Source organism: Gilliamella sp. X-57 (genome assembly GCF_057063565.1).
Genome location: NZ_JBXSQI010000010.1, coordinates 25,757 through 46,664 on the forward strand (window position 1 = coordinate 25,757; position 20,908 = coordinate 46,664).

16 protein-coding genes are annotated in these 20,908 nt (G+C 36.5%); 12 read left to right on the plus strand and 4 right to left on the minus strand.

Annotated elements, in window-relative coordinates:
* Positions 1-164 precede the first annotated feature (164 nt).
* On the plus strand, positions 165-1,937 hold the full coding sequence (locus ACYIAL_RS05995) for a DUF3413 domain-containing protein (protein WP_483751207.1): 1,773 nt from the start codon (positions 165-167) through the stop codon (positions 1,935-1,937).
* 40 nt (positions 1,938-1,977) lie between these two features.
* Here the strand turns inward: ACYIAL_RS05995 and lipA are convergent, their stop codons facing one another.
* The gene (lipA, locus tag ACYIAL_RS06000; RefSeq protein ID WP_483751208.1) at positions 1,978-2,937 is read right to left on the minus strand and encodes a lipoyl synthase; all 960 of its coding nucleotides are present in this window, start codon (positions 2,935-2,937) and stop codon (positions 1,978-1,980) included.
* A gap of 10 nt (positions 2,938-2,947) precedes the next feature.
* Complete coding sequence (gene lipB / locus ACYIAL_RS06005) at positions 2,948-3,568, minus strand: lipoyl(octanoyl) transferase LipB (protein ID WP_174797240.1); 621 nt, start codon at positions 3,566-3,568, stop codon at positions 2,948-2,950.
* Between the two features lie 362 nt (positions 3,569-3,930).
* On the opposite strand from lipB, the gene aceE reads away from it, so the two are divergent.
* From aceE to ACYIAL_RS06025, 4 genes are all read left to right on the plus strand, one after another.
* Positions 3,931-6,597 carry a pyruvate dehydrogenase (acetyl-transferring), homodimeric type gene (gene aceE / locus ACYIAL_RS06010; RefSeq protein WP_174797239.1) on the plus strand — a complete coding sequence of 889 codons (2,667 nt, stop codon included), beginning with the start codon at positions 3,931-3,933 and terminating at the stop codon, positions 6,595-6,597.
* Between the two features lie 12 nt (positions 6,598-6,609).
* Positions 6,610-8,199 (plus strand): pyruvate dehydrogenase complex dihydrolipoyllysine-residue acetyltransferase, encoded by a 1,590-nt coding sequence (gene aceF, locus ACYIAL_RS06015; protein ID WP_483751209.1) that lies wholly within the window; start codon positions 6,610-6,612, stop codon positions 8,197-8,199.
* A gap of 16 nt (positions 8,200-8,215) precedes the next feature.
* Entirely contained in the window at positions 8,216-9,640 is a 1,425-nt protein-coding gene (gene lpdA / locus ACYIAL_RS06020) for a dihydrolipoyl dehydrogenase (protein WP_174797237.1), read from the plus strand.
* A 381-nt stretch (positions 9,641-10,021) separates the two neighbouring features.
* Positions 10,022-10,378, plus strand: coding sequence for a hypothetical protein (locus tag ACYIAL_RS06025; protein ID WP_483751210.1), 357 nt, complete (start codon positions 10,022-10,024; stop codon positions 10,376-10,378).
* A 436-nt stretch (positions 10,379-10,814) separates the two neighbouring features.
* On the opposite strand, the gene ACYIAL_RS06030 is transcribed toward ACYIAL_RS06025, so the two are convergent.
* On the minus strand, positions 10,815-11,048 hold the full coding sequence (locus tag ACYIAL_RS06030; RefSeq protein WP_483751211.1) for a hypothetical protein: 234 nt from the start codon (positions 11,046-11,048) through the stop codon (positions 10,815-10,817).
* A 291-nt stretch (positions 11,049-11,339) separates the two neighbouring features.
* Here ACYIAL_RS06030 and prfA point away from each other — a divergent pair, with 291 nt between their 5' ends.
* The 5 genes from prfA to ACYIAL_RS06055 all read left to right on the plus strand — a co-directional run bounded on the left by prfA (position 11,340) and on the right by ACYIAL_RS06055 (position 18,767).
* On the plus strand, positions 11,340-12,425 hold the full coding sequence (gene prfA, locus ACYIAL_RS06035; protein ID WP_483751212.1) for a peptide chain release factor 1: 1,086 nt from the start codon (positions 11,340-11,342) through the stop codon (positions 12,423-12,425).
* Positions 12,422-13,258 (plus strand): peptide chain release factor N(5)-glutamine methyltransferase, encoded by an 837-nt coding sequence (gene prmC, locus ACYIAL_RS06040; RefSeq protein ID WP_483751213.1) that lies wholly within the window; start codon positions 12,422-12,424, stop codon positions 13,256-13,258. Before prfA ends, prmC begins: the two co-directional genes overlap by 4 nt.
* Positions 13,259-13,278: 20 nt before the next feature.
* Complete coding sequence (gene kdsA, locus ACYIAL_RS06045; RefSeq protein WP_483751229.1) at positions 13,279-14,133, plus strand: 3-deoxy-8-phosphooctulonate synthase; 855 nt, start codon at positions 13,279-13,281, stop codon at positions 14,131-14,133.
* A gap of 527 nt (positions 14,134-14,660) precedes the next feature.
* Positions 14,661-16,079 (plus strand): OprD family outer membrane porin, encoded by a 1,419-nt coding sequence (locus tag ACYIAL_RS06050; RefSeq protein ID WP_483751214.1) that lies wholly within the window; start codon positions 14,661-14,663, stop codon positions 16,077-16,079.
* Positions 16,080-16,088: 9 nt separating this feature from the next.
* Entirely contained in the window at positions 16,089-18,767 is a 2,679-nt protein-coding gene (locus tag ACYIAL_RS06055) for a beta-N-acetylhexosaminidase (RefSeq protein WP_483751215.1), read from the plus strand.
* A gap of 75 nt (positions 18,768-18,842) precedes the next feature.
* Here the strand turns inward: ACYIAL_RS06055 and rraB are convergent, their stop codons facing one another.
* Positions 18,843-19,238 carry a ribonuclease E inhibitor RraB gene (rraB, locus tag ACYIAL_RS06060; protein ID WP_483751216.1) on the minus strand — a complete coding sequence of 132 codons (396 nt, stop codon included), beginning with the start codon at positions 19,236-19,238 and terminating at the stop codon, positions 18,843-18,845.
* Between the two features lie 70 nt (positions 19,239-19,308).
* On the opposite strand from rraB, the gene rnm reads away from it, so the two are divergent.
* Both rnm and ACYIAL_RS06070 read left to right on the plus strand, forming a co-directional pair.
* Entirely contained in the window at positions 19,309-20,139 is an 831-nt protein-coding gene (gene rnm / locus ACYIAL_RS06065; RefSeq protein WP_483751217.1) for an RNase RNM, read from the plus strand.
* A 108-nt stretch (positions 20,140-20,247) separates the two neighbouring features.
* Complete coding sequence (locus ACYIAL_RS06070) at positions 20,248-20,868, plus strand: L-threonylcarbamoyladenylate synthase (protein ID WP_483751218.1); 621 nt, start codon at positions 20,248-20,250, stop codon at positions 20,866-20,868.
* Positions 20,869-20,908 lie beyond the last annotated feature (40 nt).

Consider the following 20,908-nt stretch of genomic DNA (forward strand, 5'->3'; position numbering starts at 1 on the left):
TTCATTTTCAAATTATAACAAGTATCCGAAGTATCGCCAACAGCTTACCAAATTCTTTATGCTAACAAATAAAAAATTTACAGAAAGATTTTTCAAAATCAGGTAAACTAAGTCAAAATTTATTGTTTATTTAGCTTCACAATCACCATTATCAACGACTAAACATGCTCAAAATCAAAAATACTTACTTCAAAGACGATCGTGCCTCACAAATTGTTAGCTGGGGGCATTGGTTTACGTTGTTTAATATTTTTGTTGTAATTTTGCTTGGTAGTCAATATTTACTTATTGCGGATTGGCCTCGTACTTTCATGGGGCGGTTTTATGCAATCATTAGCTCCATTGGTCATTTTAGTTATTTGACCTTTGTCGCTTATTTAGTTCTACTTTTTCCGCTAAGTTTTTTTATTCATTCGTCGCGATGGCAAAGGATTATTGCAACGGTTTTTGCAACAGTCGGTATTTCATTACTGATTATTGATATTGAAGTTTTTTCGCATTTTAGAATGCATCTTAATTTGTCGATTTGGCAATTATTCTCATCGCAAAAAGTTTCTTATTTAAGTACGGTATTTATTGCCATTCCCTTTGTTTTATTGATTGAGATTTTATTTGCATTATGGAGTTGGAAAAAACTACGTAGCTTAAGTAAACGCAAACGCTATGCAAAACCAGTTGTGATTTTTTTTATTGTTTGCTTCGTTGCCTCACATTTGATCCATAGTTGGGCTGATGCTAATTTTTATCGCCCCATTACCATGCAACGTTCAAGCCTTCCGCTTTCTTATCCTTTAACTGCTCGCCATTTTCTTGAACGGTATGGCTTTATGAAAGAAAACGGTTATCGCGATCGTGTTGCTCAAGAAGGCAATCCTTTTGCGATGGCAATTGAATACCCATTAGGACGTATTGTTTATGATAAACAACCGATAAAAAATAATGTGCTTATGATTGTTATTGATGGGTGGAATACAAATTTATTAACTAAACATATGCCTAGATTGAATGCGTTTGCTCAAGATAATATTGCCTTTACAAATCATTATGGTGCAAGTAATCAGTCGTATTTGAATGACTTTTCATTATTTTACGGATTAGATCCTAACTACTATAATAGTATTTTAGTTGGACATAAGCCTTCTGTATTGCTCGAGGTTGTGACTAAACAGCACTATAATTTAGGTCTGTTTTCAGCAGACGGTTTTGCTGAACCTTTATATCGTGCTGCATTATTATCTAATTTTTCAATACCAGAGCCTAAAAAACAATCCAATAAACAAATAACCGAAAATTGGAGAGCATGGCATGAGGAACAGAATCATCTTGACAATCATGCGCCTTTATTTTCTATCATCCAATATTCGTTAGGTGATAAAAACAAAAAAATTGCGATATCAGATCTTCAAACTGAAGCTAAAAAGTTAGATCAGTCTATTGAATCCTTAATTGCTTATTTAAGATTATCGAATGCTTACGATGATACGGTGATTATTATTACTGGTACGAATGATATTAAAATTGATGAGACGAAAAAAATAGCACTACGCAATACAGGTAGTGATTTTAACCGTGCATCATTAAAAGTACCATTGATTATGTCATGGCCTAATAAAGAAAGTGCTCAAATAGCAGAAGCATCGTCGCAAACCGATATTATGTGTACATTAATGCAAGACGTATTTCATGTGACTACGCCACCACAGCAATATAATCAAGGTAGAAATCTACTTAAGGGAAAATCTAGACAGTGGCTCGTTGCGGGTGATGAAAATACCATTGCTGCAATTTATGATGATAAAACAGTGGTTTTAGATGCTTTTGGTCGTTCTAAAATTTATGATCCTAATGGTAAATTACAAAAAGGCGAAAAAATCAGCTTGCCGATCTTTTTACAAATAGTCACTGAAAATCGCCGTTTTATGGTAGTGGATAATTGATTTAACTGTCGAATATAGAGCAATAAAAAGAGGGTGAAGATTACTTCACCTCTTTACCCATTGCCTGTAAATCAGCATGATAGGATGAACGCACAAATGGTCCACAAGCAGCATGGGTAAATCCCATATTTAATGCTGTTTGCTTCAACTCTTCAAATTCTTGTGGTGACACATAACGTTCAACTGGTAAATGATATTTACTTGGTTGTAAATATTGACCCAGCGTTAACATAGTCACACCATGACTCCGTAAATCCTTTAATACTTGAATTAACTCTTCGTTTGTTTCACCTAGTCCAACCATCAAGCCCGATTTTGTTGGAATTTCTGGATGTCGCTCTTTAAACCTAGCCAATAAATTGAGTGATCCTTCATAGTTAGCACCAGGACGGATCTTTTTATATAAACGAGGGATATTCTCTAAGTTATGATTAAACACATCAGGTGGATTATCGCTTAACACTTCAATTGCTTCATCAATACAGCCACGAAAATCGGGGGTGAGTGTTTCAACTTTTATATTTGGATTTAAGGTTCGGATTTCTTGAGTACAAGAGGCAAAATGACTTGCACCCCCATCTTTTAAATCGTCCCTATCCACAGAGGTTATAACGACATAGCGCAACTTCATCTCTTGAATTGTTTTAGCCAGTTTTATGGGTTCTTCGCGATCTGGTGGTAATGGTCTGCCATGGGCAACATCACAAAATGGGCAACGGCGAGTACAAATATCGCCCAAAATCATAAAAGTGGCTGTACCATGGTTAAAGCATTCTGCTAAGTTAGGACAAGAGGCTTCTTCACAAACTGAATGCAGCCCATGTTTGCGCATGGTGTTTTTGATATGTGCAATATTATCAGAGTGAGCAGATAACTTAATTCGCATCCATTCAGGTTTTTTAAGTGGCGTTGAATCTTCTAATGTGATTGTTGGGATTAAGCGTGTTTTGTCAGCATCACGATATTTTGAGCTTCTGATCGTTGTTTCATTATTTTGCATATTAGGTATCTTAATACTTAGGTAGATGATTGATAAAATTATCGGTTAATCGTTGTTTAATTTCGTTACGGTCGATATTTAAAACATAGTCTTTTAATTGTGTCATTTGTAATCCAGCATAACCACAAGGGTTAATGTTATTGAACGGGGCAAGATCCATATCAATATTTAATGCCAGCCCATGTAGTGTACAACCTCGGTTTATATGCAAACCGAGCGAACAAATTTTTTTATGATCAATATACACTCCTGGAGCCTCTGCTTTTGTGTAAGCTATGATACCATAGTGCGCTAAAGTTTGAATGACACTATTTTCTAAAAAACTGACCATATCACGAATACCAATATGGCGTCTTCTTAAGTCAATTAGGGTATACATGATTTGTTGACCGGGTGCATGATAGGTAATTTGACCGCCGCGATCAGTTTGAATAACAGGAATATCTGTACAATTTAATAAATGTTCAGCTTTACCCACTTTTCCTTGGGTAAATACAGGTTGATGTTCTACTAACCAAATTTCATCAAGTGTTTGTTCATGACGATTTTGGGTAAAGTAATGCATAGCTTGATAAGTTTGCATATAAGGAACAATATGTAGGTCTTGGACGATAACATTATTAATGCTCATGGTATTGCTTATTGTCATTGGTATTAACAAAAAATTTGTGAATATATATCAGATTTTACTACAATTTGACAACTTGTAGATGATTTCGGTATAGACATTCTAGCTATTTTTTTGTATTTATTCATTACTAAAATTTGGTTTTTATCAAATAACTAGCACTGTTGTAAATGTCACCATTGAAATAGTTGATTAATTTGATAGGAATTAACATTCTTTTCTAAGCTTTGGTTTGCTTTACTTTTTTTTTGAAAATGGCAGACTTATGCGGTGAAACTCCATAATGCAGGGTTGTAATTTATATAGTTATTTATAGCTAAGGATAGCAAATACTGCATTTTTTTAAACAAAAAAGAGGTTTTTATATGTCGGATATGCAAGTGAATGATATCGATCCCATTGAAACACAAGATTGGCTCAAGAGTCTTGATTCAATTATTCGCGAAGAAGGTATAGAACGTGCACAATATATTATTGAACAAATAGTCAATAAAGCAAGAGATGGCGGTGTACCACTACTTTTTGGTTCTTCAACAAGTAATTATGTCAATACTATCCCTGTAGAAGAACAACCTGCTTATCCTGGCGATTGGGAAATAGAACGCCGCATTCGTTCAATTGTTCGCTGGAATGCAATTATGATGGTGCTAAGGGCATCAAAAAAAGATCTGGAACTAGGTGGACATATGGCATCGTTTCAGTCTGCTGCTACGTTTTATGAAGTTTGTTTTAACCATTTCTTCCGTGCACGCAATGAAAAAGATGGTGGTGATCTGGTTTATTTCCAAGGGCATATTTCACCAGGTGTTTATTCACGCGCATTTATTGAAGGTCGTTTAACCGAAGAACAACTTGATAATTTCCGCCAAGAAGTACATGGTAAAGGACTCCCTTCTTACCCTCATCCTAAATTACTTCCTGAATTTTGGCAATTCCCAACAGTCTCAATGGGGCTTGGTCCTATTAGTGCTATTTATCAAGCACGTTTTTTAAAATATTTAGAAAATCGTGGACTGAAAGATACTTCTGAACAAACTGTCTATGCTTTCTTAGGTGATGGTGAGATGGATGAGCCTGAATCAAAAGGCGCAATCACCGTTGCAACGCGTGAAAAATTAGATAATTTGGTATTTGTTATCAACTGTAATTTACAACGATTAGATGGTCCAGTAACCGGTAATGGTAAAATTATTAATGAACTTGAAGGTGTATTTGCTGGCGCAGGCTGGAATGTGATTAAAGTTCTTTGGGGCGATCGTTGGGATAAATTACTACAAAAAGATAAATCAGGTAAATTAATTCGTCTAATGAATGAAACGCTTGATGGTGATTATCAAACATTAAAATCAAAAGATGGCGCTTATGTGCGTGAGCATTTCTTTGGCAAATATCCAGAAACTGCTGAATTAGTTAAAGATATGTCTGATGAAGAAATCTTTAGATTAAACCGTGGTGGTCAAGATCCAGCTAAAATGTTTGCTGCATTCCAACGAGCAAAAGAAACTAAAGATCGCCCAACTGTTATCCTTGCTCACACCATTAAAGGTTATGGTATGGGTGCTGCAGCCGAAGCGAAAAATATTGCTCACCAAGTGAAAAAAATGAATATGGATGGTGTGCGTCATGTTCGTGATTTCTTCAATATTCCTGTAACAGATGAAGCTCTTGAAAAATTACCTTATATCAAATTTGAGGAACACACGCCAGAATACAAATATATTCATGAACGCCGTAATGCATTACATGGTTATGTTCCGTCAAGATTAACCAAATTCTCTGGTACGGTTTCTATTCCATCATTAAGCGAATTTTCGTCATTACTTGAAGCACAGTCAAAAGAAATTTCTACCACAATTGCGTTTGTCCGTGCACTTAACATCATGCTTAAGGATAAAGAATTAGCACCACGCTTAGTACCAATTTTGGCTGATGAAGCGCGTACTTTTGGTATGGAAGGTTTATTCCGTCAAATTGGAATTTATAACCCACATGGGCAACAATATACGCCACAAGATAAAGAGCAAGTTGCTTATTATCGTGAAGACGAAAAAGGTCAAATTTTACAAGAAGGGATTAATGAATGTGGTGCAACCGCTTCATGGTTAGCTGCTGCGACATCATATAGCACCAATGATTTCCCAATGATTCCATTCTACATTTATTATTCTATGTTCGGTTTCCAACGTATTGGCGATTTAATGTGGGCAGCTGGCGATCAGCAAGCACGCGGATTTATGATCGGTGGTACATCAGGTCGTACAACATTAAATGGTGAAGGCTTACAACACCAAGATGGTCACAGCCACATTCAATCATTAACCATACCTAACTGTATCTCATATGATCCTGCTTATGCTTATGAAGTTGCGGTTATTATGCAAGACGGTTTACGTCGTATGTATGGCGAACAAGAAAACGTTTACTACTATATTACAACACTCAATGAAAACTATGCACAGCCTGCAATGCCTGAAGGTGCAGAAGAAGGCATTCGTCGTGGTATTTATAAACTTGATACTGTTGAAGGTCAAAAAGGTAAACCGACTGTTCAATTATTAGGTTCTGGTTCAATTTTACGTCATGTACGTGATGCGGCTGACATCTTAGCTAAAAACTATGGCATTAGTTCTGAAGTTTATAGCGTAACATCATTTACTGAACTTGCTCGTGATGGACAAGATTGTGAACGATACAATATGCTACATCCAAGTGAAACACCAAAAGTGCCTTATGTTGCACAAGTTATGAATAACAATCCAGCAGTAGTTTCAACTGATTATATGAAAATTTTTGCTGAGCAAATTCGTGGATTTGTACCTGCTGAAAGTTATCGAGTGCTTGGTACTGACGGCTTTGGTCGCAGTGATAGCCGTGAAAATTTACGCCATCACTTTGAAGTTGATGCATCTTATGTTGTAGTTGCAGCATTGGGTGAACTTGCTAAACGTGGTGATATCGAAGTTAGCGTTGTTGAAGAAGCGATCAAAAAATTCGAAATCAATGCTGATAAACTTAATCCACGAATTGCATAAGAGGTTGTTATAATGAGTATTCAAATTAAATTACCAGATATTGGCGGTGATGAGGTCGAGGTGACCGAAATTCTGGTTAATGTAGGTGACAAAGTTGAAGCTGATCAGTCAATTATGACTGTTGAAGGTGATAAAGCATCAATGGAAATCCCAGCACCACAAGCCGGTATTGTTAAATCAATTTCGGTGAAAATTGGCGATAAAGTCCAAACAGGTGTGGACATTATGGTCTTTGATGAACAGGGTGGTGCAGAGCCTGCAGCTCCAGCACAAGAAGCTCCAAAAGTTGAAGTCGCACCAACTGTTGCTGCGAGTCAAACTGTTGATGTCAATGTACCTGATATTGGTGGCGATGAAGTTGAAGTGACCGAACTTTTAGTAAAAGTTGGCGATACTATATCTGTTGATGACTCGTTAATTACCGTTGAAGGTGATAAAGCGTCAATGGAAGTACCCGCGACCATTGCTGGCACAGTTAAAAGTATCACAGTGAAAGTAGGCGATAAGGTGAAAACAGGTTCCAAAATTATGGAATTTGAAGTAACAACCAGTGCAGCACCAGCTACTCAAACAGCACCGGTAGCGCCAGCACCTGTTGCTGAAAAAGCCGCACCAGCGCCAACCCCAGCGCCTGTTACCGCACAATCAGCGCCTGTCGCATCAGGCAATGAATTTGTTGAAAATGATGCTTATGCGCATGCAACTCCATCAGTGCGCCGTTTAGCGCGTGAATTTGGCGTAAATCTCGCTAAAGTCACCGCGACAGGTCCTAAAAACCGTATTTTACGTGAAGACATTCAAGCGTACGTTAAAAATGCAGTTAAGCAAATTGAAAGTGGCGCTGCGGGCGGTGCATTACCAGGTTTATTACCATGGCCGAAAGTTGATTTCAGCAAATTTGGTGAAGTTGAAAGCCTACCATTAACTAAAATTCAAAAAGTATCAGGTGCAAATTTACACCGTAACTGGGTCATGATCCCACATGTGACCGAGTTTGATGAAACCGATATTACTGATTTAGAAGCATTCCGTAAGCAACAAAATGCAGAAGCTGATAAGAAGAAGCTCGACCTTAAGATCACACCTTTAGTGTTTATCATGAAAGCGGTAGCTAGCGCATTAACAGCGTATCCACGCTTTAATAGCTCATTATCTGAAGATGCTCAAACGCTAATCATCAAAAAATACATTAATATAGGTGTTGCTGTTGATACACCAAATGGTCTTGTTGTGCCAGTATTTAAAGATGTTGATAAAAAAGGCATTGTTGAACTTTCACGAGAACTTGCGGCAATTTCTAAAAAAGCGCGTGAAGGTAAATTGACTGGTAGCGATATGCAAGGTGGATGTTTCACTATTTCTAGCCTTGGTGGTATTGGTACAACCTCGTTTACACCAATTGTCAATGCACCAGAAGTGGGTATTTTAGGTGTATCTCGTTCTAGCATGAAACCAGTTTGGAATGGTAAAGAGTTTACACCACGCTTAATGTTACCTTTATCATTATCCTTTGATCACCGAGTGATTGATGGTGCGGATGGTGCACGCTTCTTAAGCCATATTGTTAACGTCTTATCCGACTTACGTCGTTTAGTGATGTAATTAAGGAGATCAAATTATGAGTCAAGATGTTAAAACGCAAGTTGTGGTTTTAGGGGCAGGACCAGCGGGTTATTCCGCTGCGTTCCGCGCAGCTGACCTTGGACTAGATGTGACCCTTGTTGAACGTTATTCAACACTTGGTGGTGTCTGTTTAAATGTAGGCTGTATTCCATCAAAAGCATTACTTCATGTTGCTAAAGTAATGGATGAAGCAAAATCATTAACTGAACATGGTATCCATTTTGGTACGCCGAGACTTGAATTAGACAAAGTGCGTGGCTGGAAAGAAAAAGTCATTAGTCAGCTGACTAACGGGCTTGCTGGCATGGCAAAAATGCGTAAAGTCAATGTGATTCAAGGTGAAGCTCAGTTTACTGGTAGTCATACCATGGATGTAACTTCATCAAAAGGGATCACTAAAATTACTTTTGATAATGCCATTATTGCAGCGGGTTCTCGTCCAATTAAGTTACCTTTTATTCCACATGATGATCCGCGTATTTGGGATTCAACAGATGCCTTAGCGCTAACCACCATTCCTAAAAAATTATTATTAATGGGTGGCGGAATCATTGGGCTTGAAATGGGTACTGTATACCATGCATTAGGTTCAGAAGTGGATGTGGTTGAAATGTTTGACCAAGTGATCCCAGCTGCTGATAAAGATGTGATTAAAGTCTTTACTAAGCAGATCCAAAAGAAATTCACTTTACGATTGGAAACCAAAGTGACCACCGTTGAAGCCAAACATGATGCAATTTACGTCACCATGGAAAAGAAAGACGGCACCACCGAAACCCATACTTATGATGCGGTATTAGTGGCAATTGGTCGTACGCCAAATGGTAAGTTAATTAGTGCAGAAAAAGCTGGTGTTAATGTCACGGATCGTGGATTTATCGAAGTGGATAAACAGATGCGCACCAACGTACCACACATTTATGCCATTGGCGATATTGTGGGACAACCAATGCTTGCGCACAAAGGTGTACACGAAGGGCATGTGGCAGCAGAAGTGATTGCTGGTAAAAAACACTTCTTCGATCCAAAAACTATTCCTTCTATTGCCTATACTGAACCTGAAGTAGCTTGGGTGGGCTTAACTGAAAAAGAAGCGAAAGAAAAAGGTATTGATTATGAAGTGTCAATCTTCCCATGGGCTGCATCAGGGCGCGCTATTGCTTCGGATTGTTCAGAAGGGATGACAAAACTCATCTTTAATAAAGCAGATAATCGCTTGCTAGGTGGTGCGGTTGTTGGCGTGAATGGCGGTGAATTACTAGGTGAAATCACTTTAGCTGTTGAAATGGGCTGTGATGCAGAAGATATTGCATTAACTATCCATGCTCACCCAACATTGCATGAATCAATCGGCTTAGCTTCTGAAATTTATGAAGGCTCAGTCACCGATTTACCTAATGCCAAAGCAAAGAAAAAATAGCGACAACAAGTTATTTATTTACTTAATAAAATGCCGTTAGCTTAAACTAACGGCATTTTATTTGTCTTAATATAAGCTAATTTATTTTTGTCAAAAACTTTCAGGAAACACTACGTTTCAGTAAAAAATTGAATTAAACGACTAAATGCAAATCCTAATGAAAACGAGAGATAAATAAGTTATTTATCATGATAACTTCCGTAATCGTCAATACGCTAATATTAGTTATTGCTGATAGGTATTTTTATATTACTAAAAAGATTAGAATACTTAGGATTTTATTCAGATGATTTATCGCAGATGAATTTGTCTGCAAGTATATAAAAAGATTTTTCAGAAAAACAATACCAATTAATAATAAATTGAAAAAATGAGGTTGATATGAATACACAGGAAATACAAACAAAATACGGCATTATTTATGCACGAAATGCATTGATATTATCTGACGTTAAATTAGAATGTATACCATTCACTTTGATGGTCAATACATCATTATCATTAGCAGGCTGTAAGCCAGAAATCTTAAATGTTCCAGAAGTTAAAGTTACATTTATTTTTAGTGATATTGATAGCTTATCTATTTATCTAATAGATGAATACCCATATGAAAAATATTCAAAATCTAGCTTTGATTTAGTTGATGAAGTTCATAAAAAAGGCAAGCAACGCGTAATTCTTAGTACTTATGATCATATTTTTGATGTTATTGGCAGATATAAAATTGAATATGATTAATTTATAGAAAAATACCAACATAAACCTATCTATTATAGGCCATGAACTGTCTAGTAACAATCGAGAGACTTTAAAGTGAGAATTGTGATGAATAAGACAAATCAAATTAGTAGGAGAAGCTTTTCCCTTAGATAAAATGGCTTGGAATTTTGATTCATAAGGTATAGGGATTAAATAAACAATCTTTAGATACAGGTAATCCGAGTTGACATGTCAGAACTGGATTTCTTGTTTGATAAATTACACAAGTATTCATTTTATTGAATTTAGCCTTTGTACTTTTTTGATTAGTATTTCTTGAATAATATAAAATGTACAAATGAGCCATTATATTATTCTTTATTACTTATCGGGTTCTTTTAGTCTTTTGAATCTAGATGAATGTCATTATATGTCGTGTTTGAATACTTTCTGAAAATAAAATAATCTGTAGCGATTAACAATAAGGTTGATAAACATGATAAATATCTAAATCAATCACATAGTCCACAGCAATATTTTTATCATATGGATAAATTTGATAACCATAACTAAGGCAAAAAGTGTGAGTGAAATTTTGGGTATCAACCATATTAAGAACAGTCATCATACGTGATTTTAACTGCTCTATTGATGTTATTTTTCCTGAAATTAATGTATTACCATAAAAACTTTCAATTTCAATTATCATTTTTTCAGATTTTAAAATTTAGCTTGTAATAGAATTTAATTAACGTAATTGATAAACAATAGAAGATTGGCACAGAATAAGTTTTTTTAACCAAAACCACAATCACAAAACTCAAGAAGACTAATATTGAATTTCGGATATACCGGGTATTTGCATATAACCTCAATCTCTTTGCTATATATTGTTTATGCGATATAAGCCTGATAACTAGTCCAAACTGTATTTTAAAGCAGATTAAGTATATAATGCCCCACAAATTTAATTAATTTCTATCATTTAAAATATATTTTTATGAAATCTTCAATTATCAGTAAGTTAGAAACGCTACAAGAGCGTTATGAAGAAGTTCAAGCATTGTTGTCTGATGCTTCGGTTATTGCCGATCAAAATCGCTTTCGCACACTGTCTAAAGAATATTCACAGTTAACTGGAGTGGTAAAGTGTTTTGCCGATTGGAAGCAAACACAAGAGGATATAGAGACAGCTAAAATGATGCTATCTGATCCTGAAATGAGCGAAATGGCGCAAGAGGAATTAAACGAAGCATTAAGTCGAATTGAAGAGCAAGAAAAGCAATTACAAGTGCTATTACTTCCTAAAGATCCTAATGACGAATATAACTGTTTTGTCGAAGTGAGAGCGGGAACGGGTGGCGATGAAGCAGCTATATTTGCTGGTGACTTAGCCCGAATGTATACACGTTATGCAGAATCACGCAATTGGCGCGTTGAAATTATGAGCGCAAGTGATGGTGAGCATGGTGGCTATAAAGAAGTGATTATGTTAGTCAGTGGTGATGGTGTTTATGGTCATTTGAAGTTTGAATCGGGTGGGCATCGTGTTCAACGTGTGCCAGAAACAGAATCGCAAGGTCGTATTCATACTTCAGCTTGTACTGTTGCTGTTTTACCCGAAGTGCCTGAGGCTGAAATGCCCGAAATTAATCCTGCTGATTTAAAAATTGATACTTATCGTTCATCTGGTGCCGGTGGTCAGCATGTTAATACCACTGACTCGGCTATTCGTATTACCCATCTACCGACTGGTATTGTGGTTGAGTGTCAAGATGAGCGCTCACAACATAAAAATAGAGCCAAAGCGATGTCGGTATTGGCAGCACGTATTCAAGATGCGGAACTACGCAAGCGTCAACAAGAAGAAGCCTCTACAAGACGTAATTTATTAGGATCGGGTGATCGTTCAGATAGAATTAGAACCTATAACTATCCACAAGGTCGAGTTACTGATCATCGAATTAACCTAACACTTTATCGTTTAGACGAAGTAATGGCAGGAAAATTAGAGATGCTAATCGACCCAATTGTACAAGAATATCAAGCAGATCAACTGGCCGCTTTATCGGAACAAGATGAATGACTTATTTACAATGGCTTAAGTGCGCATCTCAAACGTTAACCGATAGTGAAAGCCCAAAGCGAGATGCCGAAATTTTATTAAGTTATGTGACTCACAAAACGCGAACATTTTTAATGGCATTTAGCGAAACATTGCTTACTGATGATGAGCTAATTGCTTTATCTGAATGTTTAAAACGCCGGCAAAACGGCGAACCTATCGCTTATATTACTGGCGAAAAAGAGTTTTGGTCTTTAAAGTTTAATGTTTCTAACGCTACATTAATACCGAGACCTGATACCGAAAAATTAGTCGAATTAGGTTTAGAGTATCTACCTAAAGTGCCATGCGAAGTGTTGGATCTTGGTACGGGTACGGGTGCGATAGTTATCGCTATGGCAACTGAGCGTCAAGACTGTTTATTTACCGCAATTGAAAAAAATAAAGATGCGCTAATCTTAGCTCAACAAAATGCAAGGCAAATTGGGGTAAATAATGTTTATTTTTTACACGGAGATTGGTATAAACCAATCAAAAACCGCAAGTTTTCAATGATTGTCAGTAATCCTCCTTACATTGAACCAACCGATATTCACTTATCACAAGGTGATGTGCGTTATGAACCAAGAAGCGCTCTCGTTTCTGAAGATGACGGTTTAGCTGATATTAAACTAATTGTAAAAGGTGCAACTAAGCATTTAAACCAATATGGTTGGTTACTGATAGAACATGGTTGGAAACAAGGTGAAGCTGTGCAAACCATTTTTAAACAACACGGATTTCAATTAGTTGAAACTTTCACCGACTATAGTGGTAATGATCGAGTTACACTGGGTCGCTGGTTCAAACCTTAACTAGGAAAATTTTATTTATGATGCAGCAAAAAAAAGTAAATGTTGGTGATATTACTGTCGCTAATGATCTACCTTTTGTACTATTTGGTGGTATGAATGTACTTGAATCTCGCGATTTGGCAATGAGAATTTGTGAACATTATGTCGCTGTCACTAATAAACTGAATATCCCTTATATTTTTAAAGCGTCTTTTGATAAAGCGAATCGCTCATCAATCCATTCTTATCGTGGACCAGGCTTAGAAGAAGGGCTTAAAATATTCCAAGAGCTTAAACAACAGTTTGGTATTAAAATTATTACCGATGTCCATACCGAAGCGCAATGCCAACCCGTTGCTGATGTGGTTGATGTGATTCAATTACCGGCTTTTTTAGCAAGGCAAACGGATCTCGTTGTTGCAATGGCAAAAACAGGCGCAGTAATTAATGTTAAAAAACCACAATTTGTCAGTCCTGGGCAAATGGGTAACATTGTTGAAAAATTTGAAGAAGCGGGCAATAACCAAGTGATTCTTTGTGATCGCGGTAGTTGTTTTGGTTATGACAACTTAGTGGTGGATATGCTTGGTTTTAACATTATGAAAAAAGCCAGCAAAGGCTCACCAGTTATTTTTGATGTTACTCATGCCTTGCAGTGTCGTGATCCAATGGGAGCTGCATCTGGCGGGCGTCGTGGTCAAGTGACTGAACTGGCGCGATCTGGCATGGCTGTTGGTATAGCCGGATTATTTTTAGAATCACACCCCGATCCGAGTCATGCAAAATGCGATGGCCCATCAGCGTTACCACTTAATAAACTTGAACCTTTCTTAAAACAGATGAAAGCGATTGATGAGCTAGTAAAAAGCTTTGATGAAATTGATACTGAAAATTAAAAGTAACATATTTTTTAATTTGAAAGAATAGACTATTGATTGTAAATAATACATTCTTTTTCATGTCAATAAAAAGAGGAATCGAGTGATTCCTCTTTTTTTTACCTTATTGCTTTCTTCGTCTTATTTATCCGATTTACATCCATTTTTGTTTTTATAAGTTAATATCAATTTTCACTCGTGTTTTAAACTCAAAATCTGATTTTTTTATTTTTCATAATAAAAAAAGTTGTGATTTTTATCTAAAAAATCGTATAAATAATGGCTATTTTGGTGATTTAGATCACGATTTTAGATTGTTTAATTTGCTAGATAAAATATGTTTATGCATTATAAAACTGCGTATTTCAAGTCAATATCGCCATTGATAACGTTTTTATTAGGCTACACTGATTTGTATACGCTAATGAAAATAATGTGTCTTTCGAATTCTAAGAAAATATTAATCTGTTGTTCTGCTTGCCATGTAAGTTAGAGCTTGATGAATTTTATTATTAATTAAACAGAATAATTTTAGGAAAATAAAGATGAATATCTGTAATGCACAAATAATACCTCGACCATTTAATCCTTTAACTAAACTGATTTTATCCTTATCTATTTTAACCAGTGCAATCCCTGTTTATGCATCGGGTGTAAATGACTTTATTGAAGATTCTTCATTAACTGGTAATGTCTTTTTTTGGAATCGCGATCGTGATCGTAAAGATATCGAAACGGACAAATATAAAAGCAATATAAGACAATCAACCTTTAATAGTAATTTGGACTTCCGTTCTGGGTATATTGCCAATAGATTTGCTATCGAGCTAGGCGGTTATGGCGCTTGGGAAGTGAGTAATGGTGGCAATGGTCATCCAAATGAAATTGGATTTAGTGGTGCAAACACTCGTTGGGATGAAAATTGGAAGAAAGACGTCAGTGGGCTTAGCTTTTATAAAGCACAAGCGAATTTTAAAATCGATGAGTTATTGTGGCTGAAAGCAGGTTATATTCAACCTTCGGGACAAACGTTACTGGCACCACACTGGAGCTTATTACCGGGCACTTATCGTGGATTTGAATTGGGTTCCACGCTTGATTTTGATACAGCCGGTGCATTATCAATGTCTTACATGTGGACAGATAAATATAAAGCGCCATGGTATAAAAGGCTCTATGAATTCAAACAATGGGGCGCGGGTAAAAAAATTGATTATTTACATTCTGCTGGCTTGAAGTATGACTTCAAAAATAATTTATTACTAGAAAGTGCATTTGGCCAAGCGCACAATTATATGAACCAATTTTTTGGTAAAGTGTCTTATAAAATGGACGTGTTTGATAGCCCTCTGACCATGAGTTATCAATTTTATGGTGCTAAAGATCAGTCTCATAAAGGCAAAGATGTTTATGATGGTTTAGCATGGCTACAAGCGGCGACATTAGGTTATCAAGTTGGTCCTGTTGGTTTGCGACTTGAAGGGGTTTGTGTTAAAGCTGAAGGTGAGCAAGGATTCTTTTTACAACGTATGACACCTGATTATGCTTCATCAAATGGCCGTTTAGATGTATGGTGGAATTCACGTTCCGACTTTAATGCCAATGGTGAAAAAGCCCTGTTTGCTGAAATAACTTATGATTTAAGTAAGCTATCTTACTCTTTAGCAGGTTGGAAAACAGGGGCTTCTTATGCTTATGGTTGGAACGCAAAACCAAGCACTAATCGACAATTCAATCAAAAACAACGTTTGATTGAATCAGCATATAACTTTGATTTAGGGTATACCGTGCAAGAAATTTGGGCAAAAGATACGACTTTCCAATTGCACTACACCAAATATAACAATCACTCAAATAGTATACCAAGCTGGGGCGGTGGATATGGCAATATCTTTCAAGATGAGCGAGATATCAAATTCATTGTCACAATTCCATTCACTGTGTTTAGCGCTCAACCAAAGTAGGTAAAAATGATGAAAAAGATAAAAACCGCAATATTAGCCACTTCAATTGCTTCTTTGTTAAGTATGGGAGCAACCCAATCTGTTTTTGCTTCTCAACAAATTGTTGACTCAATGAGTTCACAACTCAATGTTAAATATGAGGTAATAGACAATCAAGCTGGGGAACATGGTGTAAATTGTTCAGCTTTAGGTGCTGATTGGGCTGCTTGTAATAAGGTGCAGATTTCGCTAAAGAATAATGGTCCAGCAATCAAGGATAAGGATTGGGTTATTTATTTTAATAATATCCGGATGATTTTAGCGGTAAATAATGAACAGTTCAAAATAACCCACATTACTGGCGATCTTCATAAAATCGAGCCAACAGAAAAATTTACTTCGATTCCAGCTAATGCCACGGTAAATATTCCGGTTATTGGTGAATATTGGATGGTAAGTGAAAGTGATTTAATGCCTCGTTGGTATATCACATCAAGTAATGCTAAACCCAAAATCATTGCTAATACTAACACGGGGACTGACAATTTATCGGCTTTTGTTGCACCGATTCAACAAAACTGGAAAAGGACAACCGATGATCACAATACACTAATGACACCTAATACTCGTTTCCAATATAATTCGGATATTAAGAAATTATCGGCAGAATCACTCCGCGGGCAAATTTTGCCAACACCTGCAAAAATGACATTAAAAAAAGAAGATATAACAATTGGTCAGCAAGGGGTGAATCTAATACTTAATGACTTAAATCAAGAAAGCTTAACAATTTTAAACACGGCGTTTAATGCGTTAAATATTCCCGTTACTCAAAATGGTTATAAAATAAAAGCGGCAATTGCTCCTGAACAATTCAAACAAGGACAATCAGGGGGATATCAATTAGATATTAAAAAAGATGAGGCTTTAATAACAGCTTACGACGAAAGCGGTATTTTTTATGCTGTACAATCCATTTTATCATTGATTCCCGTAAACGAACTTAAAACAATTCCAACACTAAATGTGTTTGATTCCCCCCGTTTTGCTTATCGCGGTATTATGCTCGATATTGGTCGTAATTTTAAATCAAAACAAGCCATATTACGTTTATTAGATCAAATGGCAAAATATAAACTCAATAAGTTTCATTTCCACTTAAGTGATGATGAAGGTTGGCGAATTGAAATTCCAGGATTACCTGAACTAACCGATATTGGTAGTAAACGCTGCCATGATCTTACTGAACAACATTGTTTATTACCACAATTAGGTTCGGGTCCCGAAAGGGATACGAATGGATCAGGGTTTTTAACTCGTCGAGATTATATAGAAATTGTAAAATATGCGAAAGCACGCTTTATCGAGGTGATTCCTGAAATTGATATGCCCGCTCATGCCAGAGCCGCAATTGTGTCAATGGAAGCACGTTATAAACGTTTAGTAGCAGATGGCAAAGAAGCACAAGCTAATGAGTTTCGACTAGTTGATCCAACCGATACATCTAATACCACAACAGTACAATTTTATAATCGTTTAAGTTATTTAAATCCTTGTCTTGATTCATCTAAACGTTTTGTCAATAAAATCATAGATGAAATAGCAAAAATGCATATTGAAGCTGGCCAACCACTTCACACTTGGCATTTTGGTGGTGATGAGGCTAAAAATATTCGTTTAGGTGCAGGTTATCAAGATCTACAAGCAAAAGATAAAACTGATGCTAAAGGAACGATAGATCAAAGCATAGAAGATCATCCATGGGCAAAATCTCAAGCCTGCCAAACCTTTGTGTCAAAAGGAAAGGTAAAAGATATTGAACATTTACCTAGTTATTTTGCACAACAAGTCAGTACGATAATAAAATCTCATGGCATTAACCATATGCAAGCATGGCAAGATGGCATGAAATATGCTGAGAATGCAAAATCTTTTGCGGTTGATAAAGTGACGGTTAACTTTTGGGATACATTATATTGGGGAGGATTTGATTCTGTAAATGAGTGGTCTAATAAAGGTTATCAAGTGATCATTTCTAATCCTGATTACGTCTATTTAGATATGCCATATGAAGTCAATCCAAAAGAGAGTGGTTATTATTGGGCAACGCGCTTTAATGATGAACGTAAAATATTTAGTTTCGCACCCAATAATTTGCCACAAAATGCAGAAACCTCAGTTGATCGCGATGGTAATCCATTTACGGCTAAGGGCACAATGAATTGGTCAGGCGCTTATGGCATATCTGCTCAGATTTGGACTGAAGATATTCGGACAGATAAAAAAATGGAATACATGACGTTTCCACGTTTGTTAGCAGTCGCCGAAAGAGCTTGGCATCAAGCCGATTGGGAACTTGGCTACCAAAAAGATCGTCAATTTGCTCAGGGAACAACGCATTATGTTGATCAACAAAAGCTACTTAATGATTGGGTTCGCTTTGCAAATTTAGTGGGTCAGCGTGAACTACAAAAACTTGATTTAGCTAGTATAGATTATCGCTTGCCTGTTCCAGGTGCTAAAATTGAAAACGGTCAATTAGTAGCCAATATTGTATTTCCTGGTTTAACCATTGAATATTCAACCAATCAAGGTAAAAACTGGCATCGCTACACTGAACCAGTAGGCATTAGAAAAGGCGAAACAGTCTCTATTCGTAGCGTATCGCCAAATCACAAAAGAACGAGCCGTATAGAAGAATTGAAATAGATTAAATTAACCCAATATTCTTATCCGTTGTTTAACGGATAAGAATAGTCAATAACAAAATAGATTAATAACACATTAATGAAGTGTGTCCATAAGTTCACTATCATCGAAATCGTCATCGCTTCCATCTTCAAAATAAGTGCCCCAACCGTCATAATTGACGCCAAATTGGGCGGTAAGAGTAATGATTTCGGCAATTTGCGCATTGATTAATTCAGCATTAAGCGGACTTTCGGCAATGATATCAAAACCGATAACAACGTTGCCCGCATCGTCAACATCTTCATCGGGATCGGTTGCTTCATAGCCTAACTTATAAGCTTCTACTGCTATTTTTTCTAGTTTATCAAAATCTTGCGATGAAACATGATGTTCAATAATATAAAGCGCATGAGGATCGCTACCATCGTCTAACAATTCTTGAATAATAGCGTTAGTATCTTGCTGAGCAAGAATAATTTGATCTTTCATAATATACCTTTTAGTGGTCATGCAAATTGTGTGGTATATTACACGTTTCAAAATAATTTTCGAGAAAAAAGTGATCGTTGATTTACATTCTCATACTACGGCATCGGATGGTGTTTTAACGCCCAGCGATCTTGTCAAAAGAGCGGTGGATAACCAAATCGATATTTTGGCTATTACCGATCATGACACCGTTAAAGGCTTACCTGAAGCTCAACAAACAATTGCTAATGAAAATTTGCCTGTTAAATTAGTTTGTGGTGTTGAAATATCAACGGCTTGGAAAAATAACGAAATCCATATTGTGGGACTCAATATTGATATTGAACATCCTCAATTATTGACACTATTATCATCACAAGAGCAAGGACGAATTAATCGAGCGTTGGCAATAAGCCAAAAATTGGCAAAGGTTAGTATTGAAAATGCTTATCAGCAAGCACAACAATTTGCGAAAGGAGACATTGTTTCGCGAGCTCATTTTGCAAGATTTTTAGTCGCTAATGGCTATGTTAAGGACATCAAACGCGCATTTAAAAAGTACCTAGGTAAAGGTGGGTATGCTTATGTGTCTGCAACATGGTGCAGCATTGCTGATGCAGTTAATGCCATTCACATGGCCGGAGGGCAAGCGGTGCTTGCGCATCCAAGTCGTTATGATCTAACCTTAACTAAATTGAAATTATTACTGAGTGAATTTAAAGACTGTGGTGGTGATGCAATTGAGGTTTCGCAAAGCAGGCAAACGCAAGATGATTTACATCGATTAGCTAAATTAGCCAATGAATTTGATATGTTAGCATCGCAAGGTTCGGATTTTCATGATTTAGTTAATTATTTAGACTTAGGCAAAACAATGCCATTGCCAGGTAGCGTTACGCCAATTTGGCATAATTGGCAATAGTAATTAAATCAGGATTAAATGGCTGTATATTGGCATTTGGTCAAAATATTGACGGAATTACGCTAAACATTGAAAAATAAACTAAAAAAATTGATATAGAAGAAAACTATGAGCCAAATTTTTTATATTCACCCAGATAATCCGCAAACTCGATTATTAGATCAAGTTGTTAAAATATTAAATGACGGTGGTGTTATCGCTTTTCCGACTGATTCAGGCTATTCATTGGGTTGCTTACTGGATAACAAACATGGCGTTGATCGCATCTGCCAAATTCGTCAGCTGGATAAACATCACAATTTTACTTTAATGTGCCGTGATCTTTCAGAGCTATCTTGCTATGCTTTTGTTGATAATACGACTTTTCGATTATTAAAAAATAATACACCGGGCAAATATGTGTTTATTTTACAAGCGAGTAAAGAGGTGCCACGTCGATTAATGAACGAAAAACGTAAAACCATTGGATTACGTGTACCAGATAATAAAATTGATTTAGCGTTACTTGAATTATTAGGGCAACCATTAATGAGCGCAACGTTAATTTTACCTAATGATGATCAAGCGCAATCCGATCCCGACGAAATAGAAGATAAAATTGGTCATCAGCTTGATGCAATTGTGCACGGAGGCTATATAGGTGAGCAACCCACGACCGTGATTGATTTAACTAATAGCTATCCAGAAATTATTCGTCAAGGAAGTGGCGACACTAAACCTTTTGAATAAATGACCGTTTTTTATTGTCGATATTTAGGCAATAGAGTGA